The sequence below is a fragment of the Bradyrhizobium sp. YR681 genome (genome assembly GCF_000282615.1).
In the GTDB taxonomy this organism is placed as follows: Bacteria; Pseudomonadota; Alphaproteobacteria; order Rhizobiales; family Xanthobacteraceae; genus Bradyrhizobium.
In genome coordinates, this window is the sequence record NZ_AKIY01000259.1 from 72,120 (window position 1) to 79,958 (window position 7,839).

Sequence of the window (7,839 nt, forward strand, 5' to 3'; positions counted from 1 at the left end):
AAATCCTGTTCAGCCCGAGGCACGCTCCGCCGCCGTACCGGCGAAGTCCAAGACGGGCGCGGCGGCGAGCAGCGCCTTGGTGTAATCATGCTGCGGGTGATCGAAGATCTCGTCCCGCGTGCCCTGCTCGACGATCTGGCCGCCCTGCATCACCACGACGCGGTTGGCGACCTGCTCGACGGCGGCAAGATCATGGCTGATGAACAGGCAGGCAAAGCCGTATTGCGCCTGGAGCCGCTCGAACAGTTTCAGCACTTGCGCCTGGATGGTCATGTCGAGCGCCGAGACCGGCTCGTCCGCGACGACGAAGGCCGGCTGGCGCACGATGGCACGCGCGATCGCGATCCGTTGGCGCTGACCACCGGACAATTCGTGCGGCCAGCGCGCAGCCAGACCGGCAAGCCCGACTTCGTCGAGCATCGCCTCGACCCGCCTGTCGCGCTCGGCTGCTGCCAGTTGCGGAACATGACGCAGCGGTTCGGCGACGATCTCGCCGACCCGCATGCGCGGGTCGAGCGAGGAGTAGGGATCCTGGAACACGAGCTGCGAGGCGAGCCGGAAGTCGCGATCCATCGTCGCCGTGACGTCCCTGCCCCGGAATCTGATCTCGCCACCCGAAATCGGGATCAGGCGCAACATGGCGCGGCCGAGCGTGGTCTTGCCTGAGCCGGAGCCACCGACCACGGCGACCGTTTCACCGGCAGCGATCTCGAGATCGACGCCGTTGACGGCGGAGACGCCGGCATCGCGGCGGAACAACCGCTGTCGTCCGGCGAAGCCGACCTTGAGGCCGCGCACGCTGACGAGAGGTTCGCCGCCTTGTCGCGGCTTGGTCGTGGCGCCGCGCCGCGGCAGGGCTTCGACCAGCCGCTTGGTATAGGCCTCGCGCGGCGCGAACAGGATTTGCCGGCTCGTGCCTGTTTCAACCATGTTGCCCTGGCGCAGCACCAGCGCCCGCTGCGCATAGCGCGAGACCAGGCCGAGATTGTGGGTGATCAGCATCACCGAGGTGCCGTGGTCACGGGCGAGCCCGACCATGAGGTCGAGCACCTCGCGCTGGGTCAGGGTATCCAGCGCCGTGGTTGGCTCGTCCGCGATCAACAGCTTCGGCTTCAAGAGCATGACCGAGGCCAGCATGATGCGCTGGCGCATGCCGCCGGAGAATTCGTGCGGATAGGCGTCGAAGGTTCTTTGGGGATCGCGGATCTGCACCCGCGCCAGCATGTCGAGGCAGCGGCGCTTGATCTCGCGCTTGCCAAGCCGCTCGTGCAGGCCGAGCCCTTCAGCCATCTGGGCGCCGACGCTGATGGCCGGATTGAGCGAGACCATCGGCTCCTGGAACACCATGCCGACGGTGGGTCCGCGCAGCGTCCGCATCTGGCGCGCGGAGACGCCTGCAAGATCGACGCCGTCGAGCACGATGCGGCCGCCGGCCTTGCGCAGCTCCGGCGGCAACAGGCCGAGCACGGCGCGTGCCGCGGCGGTCTTGCCGCTGCCGGATTCGCCGACGACGGCGAGGAACTCGCCGCGCTCGACCGCGAAGGAGACGTCCTCCACAATAACGGCCTTGCTGGCGGCGACCTCGATGCGCAGGTTCTCGACCGACAGCAGCGTCATCCGTGCGCCATCCTGGGGTCGAGGCGATCGCGCAGGGAATCGCCGAGCAGGTTGATGCCGAGCAGCGTCAGCGCGATGCAGAGACCCGGCGCGATCGAGAGCCAGGCCGCCGTCTCCATGAACGGACGGCTCGCCGCCAGCATGTTGCCCCAGGTCGGTGCCGGCGGCGGCACGCCGAGGCCGAGGAAGCTCAGCGCGCTCTCGGCCAATAGCACCCAGCCGAACATGCTGGTCGCGAGCACCGCGACCGGCGCAATCGCGTTCGGCATCACGTGGCGGATCATCGAATAGACTTCCGAGTTGCCGATCACGCGCGAGGCCTCGACATATTCCTTCTCGCGGATCGACAGCACGGTGCCGCGCACCACGCGGACGACCGAGGGGATGTAGGCAAGGCCGAGCGCCAGGATCAGCCCGACCTTGTTGGCGCCGACCACGATCATCACGGCCAGCGCCAGCAGGATGCCGGGGAACGCAAGCAGCGCGTCGTTGACGGCCATGATGATGCGATCGGCCCAGCCGCGGATGTAGCCGGCGACGCAGCCGATCACCATGCCGGCGGCGACGGCGAGCAGCACCGTGACAAAGGCGATGACCACGCTGGCACCCGCGCCGACCATGATCCGGCTGAGCACGTCGCGGCCGAATTCGTCCGTGCCGAGCCAGTGAACAGGGGACGGCGCCTGGAGCCTTGCGCGCAGATTGATCCGCAGCGGATCGAACGGCGTCCAGAAGGCGCCGGTGACGGCCGCGCCAAGCAGCAGCGCGATGAGCGTGCCGCCGATCGCGGTATTGGCGCGCATCCTCATGCCACCGTCACCCGGGGATCGAACAAGGGATAGCAGAGGTCGACGATGAGATTGACCACGACATAGATCACGGCGGTGAACAGCAGACAGCCCTGCACCACCGGATAGTCGCGGGCGAAGATGGAGTCGACCAGCAGGCGGCCGAGGCCGGGCAGCGTGAACACGGTTTCGATCACGGCAATGCCGCCGAGGAGATGACCGAGCACGAGGCCGATCAGCGTCCAGGTCGGCGCGAAGGCATTCGGCAGGACGTGGCGGGCCAGCACGCGCCATTCCGGCACGCCCTTGGCGCGGGCATGGGTGACGTATTCGAGCCTGAGCACCTCGATGGAGGCTGCGCGCGCCATGCGCGTGAGCACGCCGATCTCCACCATGGTCAGCGTCGCAATCGGCAGCACGATGAAGGTCGCCGCCTGCCAGACGTTTTCCGCGAACGGCACATAGCCGATCACCGGCAGCCATTTCAGCTTGAGCCCGAACAGGAGCAACAGCAGCAGGCCGAGCCAGAAGCTCGGAATCGACAGCAGCAGCGTGGCGCCGCCGACGACGGAGAGATCGACCAGGCTGTTCTGCTTCCAGGCCGCGACGAGGCCGGCCGGAACGGCGATGCAGGCAGCCAGCCCGACCGCCACCAGCACGATGACCGCGCTGACCTGGAAACGATCGAGGATCAGCGGCAGTACCGCCAGATTGTTGGTGATGGAGTGGCCGAAATCGCCGGCGGCAAGCTTTGCGATCCAGTGCATGAACTGGACCGGGATCGGCTGGTCAAGGCCAAGCTGGGCGCGAAGCTGCGCCGCCTGGGCGGGATCGGCGGCATCGCCGAGCATTACCTGCACGGGATCGCCGGGAATGAGCCGCACCAGCGCGAACACGGCGATCGCGACCAGCAGCAGCGTCGGGATCGTCATGGCCAGCCGTCTTGCGAGGTAACCCAACATGGCGCGCCCTTGCTCTACTGCACCGCGACGCCCCAGAACCGCGGCTGCGGATAGAGCCACCCGGCATAGCCCTTGATGCTCTTGCGCAGCGCCGTCAGTTCGGCGCCGTTGAACAGCACGATCATCGGCACGTCAGCGATGAAGCGCTTGTGCATCTCGTCGAACAGCGCCTGGCGCTTCGCAGTGTCGTCGATCATCATGGACTGGCGCAGCATCTCCTGCGCCTCCGGATTATCCCACACCTTGCGCGGCTGCGCTGCTTTCGGCCCTGTCAGCATCTCGAAGCTCAGCGACGGATCGAGCCGCGCCGAATAGACAAAGGCCATGGACTGGTAATCGCCGCGGTTGTAGCGATCGAGCTGCGCCGCCCAATCCATCACCTCGAGCTCGATGTTGATGCCGACGGTCTGCGCCATCGCCTGCACCAGCACGGAGGAATCGAACACGAAGCTGTAGCGCTTGTTGGTGATCATTTTGATCGGCTGGCCGCGGTAGCCGGCCTCCGCCAGAAGCTTCTTCGCCTCCGCGATATTCTGCGCGTAGCCGTGCGACTGCGCCTCGCTGTAGAACGAGCTGCCGAGCGGCAGCGCCGAATTGTTGGGACGTGCCGTGCCCATCATCACTGCGTCCACAATCTGCGCCGTGTCGATCGACAGCGCAATCGCCCGGCGAATACGCACATCCTTCAGCAGCGGGTCTTTGGTCTGGAACAGGATGCCGGTGAGGCCGAGCGCGGGCGTGATGCTGAGCTGCACCTCGGGACGCGACTTGAGCTCTTCGAGATCGGGGATCGACAGGCTGAGGATCACGTCGAGCGAGCCGCTGAGCAGTCCTGCCTTCGCGGCAGAGCTGTCCGGGATCACGTTGAAGCGCACGCGGTCGACCTTGACGTCCTTGGCGCCGGTATAACCGGTGCGCGGCTCGCTACGGGAAACATAACCGTCGAAGCGGACGATATCGACATATTGTCCCCGCTTCCACTCCGCGAGCTTGAACGGGCCGGTGCCAACAGGGGCGATCCACTTGCCATCTGCGCCGACGGAATCACGATGGATGATCGCGGTCTGGCCGCAATCGGGCCGCGCCAGGGTCGGGAGGAACAGGGCCGTCGGCTGATCGAGCGTGATGGCGACGGTCTGGGGATCGGGCGCCTCGATCTTCTCGATGCGCGCTATCCCGGTGGCGCTGAACTCTGACAGGCAGCGCCATTGCGTCGCCGGGTCGAGCCAGCGCTTCAGCGACCAGACCACGTCATCCGCAGTCATGGTTGCGCCGTTGTGGAACTTGACGCCTTGCCGCAGGCGGAAGGTGTAGGTCTTGCCTTCGTTCGAAACGGTCCAGCTGTCGGCGAGCATCGGCCCGATCGAAGTATCGTCCCGGAAGGCGACCAGTCCTTCCACGACGTGGCCGATTACCCCATCCGTGTTGGCGTCACGATTAGTGCCGGGATCGGTCGAGCGAATGTCGGCGTTGAGCCGCGTCCGCAATAATGTCTCGGCGCCGGCTTTCCCGAGCATCGCCAGCAGGGCCAGTGCGGCCAGACCGACCGCCCACCCCGGCGATGGCCGACGCCGCCGCATCACGCTGCCCCCGCGGCGGCCGACCGCTCGAACGCCGCCCGGCCGATCTCGTCGATCTCGAGCCGATATGTCGTGAACTCGCGGTTGAGCGCGGGCAACGGCGCCGCCTGCATCGTTCCGCTCGCCGGCTCCATCAGGATCATCGCCACGGTGGCGCTGAGATTGTTGCTGAGGTTGCGGCGCGGCGGGCGGCACACCGACCAGGGATAGGCGAACTCGTCGAACAGCGCGGTCTTGACGGTGTCGAAGGTGATGCTGCCGATATGGGGCTGGAGCAGATCGCGGACGCGGATGTCGCGGTAGAGGCTGTCCGGGGTATCCTGGATGCCGGCGTCCTTGAGCTTGCCGAGCGCAACCGGACTCACGAAGTGATTGGCGTGCACCAGCAGGCCGTTCTGCGGATGCACCTGAAAGGTCTCGTCCGGCGCACATTCGAAATCGATCGCGATGCCCTCGCGATGGCTGACGATCATGTTGTTGGCCGCGGATTTCTTCGTGCAGTAGACCGCACGCATGGCAAGCGCGACATGCTCCTGCTCCAGCACCTTGCGGCGGATCAGCGCCAGCGGCACGCCGACCTGGCGATAGTCGCGGTCACTCTGGAGATAGTTCGCGGTGATCGCGATGCCGACCGCGTTGAAGCCGCAGCGCCCCAGCGCGCCGGCCTCGGTGAAGGTCATGAGATCAGGACCGTCATCGCGGCGCACCTTCAGCACCACGGCGGTCTCCGCGCACTCGCGCTTCCAGTCCCAGTTCTGGGCATGAATCAGGCGACCGTTCGCTGTCGCCACCGGCAACGCAACGAGGCCGGTGCAACCATCGGGCTCGTCGGGCGCCTTCAGGCGCGCGCGGATCTTTGGATTGGCAAGCTTGAGGATCTCGGTGCGGGCGTTGAGCAGCACGATATCCTCGAACGGCACGTCGGCGCCCTCGGCAATGCCGCGCATCTCCTCGATATAGCTGGGCTCAAAACCCTCGATGACCGGCAGATAATCCCGCACCAGCTCAGCGACGCCCTTCGCATCGAGCGAGAGCTCCTTCAACTGCGCGAAGTAATGCGTCGTCCCCTTCTTGATGCGGCCCACCGCCTTCTGTCCGTACTGACGGCCACGCTCGCGCGGAGGACCGGAAATTTCGATGAGGGGAAAGGGCTCGACCATGGGACGCCAGATTCCTTCTTGAAGTTCCTTTTGCTTTCTCGTGAAGGCTAATGTATTTTGTGATGACATGAAACAAAAATCTTCAGCCGCGGAAAGGGCGCCCCCAAGCCGGCTCCAGCGTGAACTGTCCGCCGGGATCATCGAGCTGATCCGGAGCGACGGGCTCGCGCCGGGAACACGGCTTGCCGAGGTCGCGCTGGCCGAGCGCCTCCAGGTTTCGCGTACGCCGGTGCGTGCCGCGCTGAAGCTGCTGGCGCGGCGCAAGCTGGTGCATGCCGGCGCCAGCCGCGGCTATTTCGTTGCCGAGACAGCCCCTGCCCCGCACAAGGCACCGCCGAAGCCGAGCCCTGACGAGACCGACCGCTTGTTCCTCTCCATCGCGCGTGATCGCCGCGCCGGGCGGCTACCTGACGAGGTATCGGAGCGCGACCTGATGCAGCGCTATGATGCGACACGGCCGATCGTGCAGCGCGTGCTCACCAAGCTTGCGGAAGTTGCCGCGGTCCAGCGCAAGCCCGGTCATGGCTGGCGTTTTCAGCCGACGCTTGCCGACACGCAGGCGCGCGACGAGAGCTACCGATATCGTCTGCTGATCGAGCCGGCCGGCCTGCTCGAGCCGGGCTTTCAGCTCGATCCGGCCTGGGCCGCCGAGATGCGCCTGCGTCATCAGGAGATGCTGGCGATGCCGTGGAGCGACACCGCAAGCATCGCGCTCTACGAGATGAATGCGGCCTTCCATGAAGGTCTCGCCGCCGCTTCGGGCAACCGCTATTTCCTGGTCGCGGTTCAGCAGCAGAACCGGCTGCGCCGCTTCGGCAATTACGACTGGACCTTCGGTCATGCACGCGTGATCGTGAACTGCCGCGAGCATCTCGCCATTCTCGACCAGCTCGAAGCCGGCCAGAACGAGGCCGCCGCCGCGCTGCTGCGCCGGCATCTCGAAGGCGCCCAGAAACTCAAGCGCAGCCCAGCCAATTCCGCCGCTCCATCGAAGATCGCCTAACGACGGACAAGAGTTGTCATGACCATGAACGCGTTCGCCTCGTCCAACAGCCCCCTCACCCGCGAGGCCATGGAGCCGTTCTGGCTGCCGATGACGCCGAACCGGCAGTTCAAGTCGAAGCCGCGCATCTTCGTCGGCGCCGAAGGCATGCATTACATCACCGACGACAACAGGCGCATCCTCGACGGCATGGCAGGACTGTGGTGCGTGAACGCAGGCCATGCGCAACGGCGCATCGTCGAAGCGATCCAGGCTCAAGCCGCAAAACTCGATTTCGTCTCCTCGTTCCAGATGAGCCATCCGGCCGCCTTCGAGCTCGCCCGCCGCATCACCGAGATCGCGCCTGCCGGGCTCGACCACGTCTTCTTCACCAATTCAGGCTCGGAATCGGTCGACACCGCGCTGAAGATCGCGCGCGGCTACCACCGCGCCCGTGGCGATGCCAGCCGCATCCGCTTCATCTCGCGCGCCAAGGCCTATCACGGCATGGGCTGGGGCGGACTGTCGGTGAGCGGCATCGTCCGTCACCGCCGGGATTTCGGGCCGCTGCTGCCGGAGGTCGATCATCTCCCGCATACGCATGACCTCGAGCACGCCGCGTTCTCGCGCGGACAGCCGCAATGGGGCGCGCATCTCGCCGACGAGCTGACGAAGCTGCTGCAGGTGCACGATCCCTCGACCGTGGCCGCCGTCATCGTCGAACCCGTCACCGGCTCGGGCGGCGTGCTG

General features: G+C 66.1%; 7 protein-coding genes. 2 read left to right on the top strand and 5 right to left on the bottom strand.

From position 1 onward, the window contains the following. Positions 1–9 precede the first annotated feature (9 nt). From PMI42_RS28245 to PMI42_RS28265, 5 genes are read right to left on the bottom strand one after another with little or no spacing between them, the layout of a single operon-like run. Positions 10–1,617, bottom strand: a complete 1,608-nt coding sequence (locus tag PMI42_RS28245) for an ABC transporter ATP-binding protein (RefSeq protein ID WP_008140660.1) — start codon at positions 1,615–1,617, stop codon at positions 10–12. Then, a complete protein-coding gene (locus PMI42_RS28250) occupies positions 1,614–2,426 on the bottom strand; it encodes an ABC transporter permease (protein WP_035966863.1) in 813 nt (270 codons plus the stop codon). The genes PMI42_RS28245 and PMI42_RS28250 overlap by 4 nt, the downstream gene beginning before the upstream one ends. After that, complete coding sequence (locus PMI42_RS28255) at positions 2,423–3,367, bottom strand: ABC transporter permease (RefSeq protein WP_008140664.1); 945 nt, start codon at positions 3,365–3,367, stop codon at positions 2,423–2,425. The genes PMI42_RS28250 and PMI42_RS28255 overlap by 4 nt, the downstream gene beginning before the upstream one ends. 14 nt (positions 3,368–3,381) lie before the next feature. After that, positions 3,382–4,947, bottom strand: coding sequence for an ABC transporter substrate-binding protein (locus tag PMI42_RS28260; protein ID WP_008140666.1), 1,566 nt, complete (start codon positions 4,945–4,947; stop codon positions 3,382–3,384). Then, positions 4,947–6,107, bottom strand: coding sequence for a C45 family autoproteolytic acyltransferase/hydrolase (locus tag PMI42_RS28265; protein ID WP_008140668.1), 1,161 nt, complete (start codon positions 6,105–6,107; stop codon positions 4,947–4,949). Before PMI42_RS28265 ends, PMI42_RS28260 begins: the two co-directional genes overlap by 1 nt. Positions 6,108–6,174: 67 nt before the next feature. Here PMI42_RS28265 and PMI42_RS28270 point away from each other — a divergent pair, with 67 nt between their 5' ends. Further along, positions 6,175–7,110, top strand: a complete 936-nt coding sequence (locus tag PMI42_RS28270; protein WP_008140670.1) for a GntR family transcriptional regulator — start codon at positions 6,175–6,177, stop codon at positions 7,108–7,110. A gap of 24 nt (positions 7,111–7,134) precedes the next feature. Continuing rightward, on the top strand, positions 7,135–7,839 hold a 705-nt coding region (locus PMI42_RS28275), incomplete at its 3' end, for an aminotransferase class III-fold pyridoxal phosphate-dependent enzyme (protein WP_193376355.1).

Bases quoted from the DNA above. Each gene is read 5' to 3' on its own strand.
- PMI42_RS28260 (WP_008140666.1), bottom strand. From the start codon at position 4,947: ATGCGGCGGCGTCGGCCATCGCCGGGGTGGGCGGTCGGTCTGGCCGCA.
- PMI42_RS28245 (WP_008140660.1), bottom strand. From the start codon at position 1,617: ATGACGCTGCTGTCGGTCGAGAACCTGCGCATCGAGGTCGCCGCCAGC.
- PMI42_RS28255 (WP_008140664.1), bottom strand. From the start codon at position 3,367: ATGTTGGGTTACCTCGCAAGACGGCTGGCCATGACGATCCCGACGCTG.
- PMI42_RS28265 (WP_008140668.1), bottom strand. From the start codon at position 6,107: ATGGTCGAGCCCTTTCCCCTCATCGAAATTTCCGGTCCTCCGCGCGAG.
- PMI42_RS28250 (WP_035966863.1), bottom strand. From the start codon at position 2,426: ATGAGGATGCGCGCCAATACCGCGATCGGCGGCACGCTCATCGCGCTG.
- PMI42_RS28270 (WP_008140670.1), top strand. From the start codon at position 6,175: ATGAAACAAAAATCTTCAGCCGCGGAAAGGGCGCCCCCAAGCCGGCTC.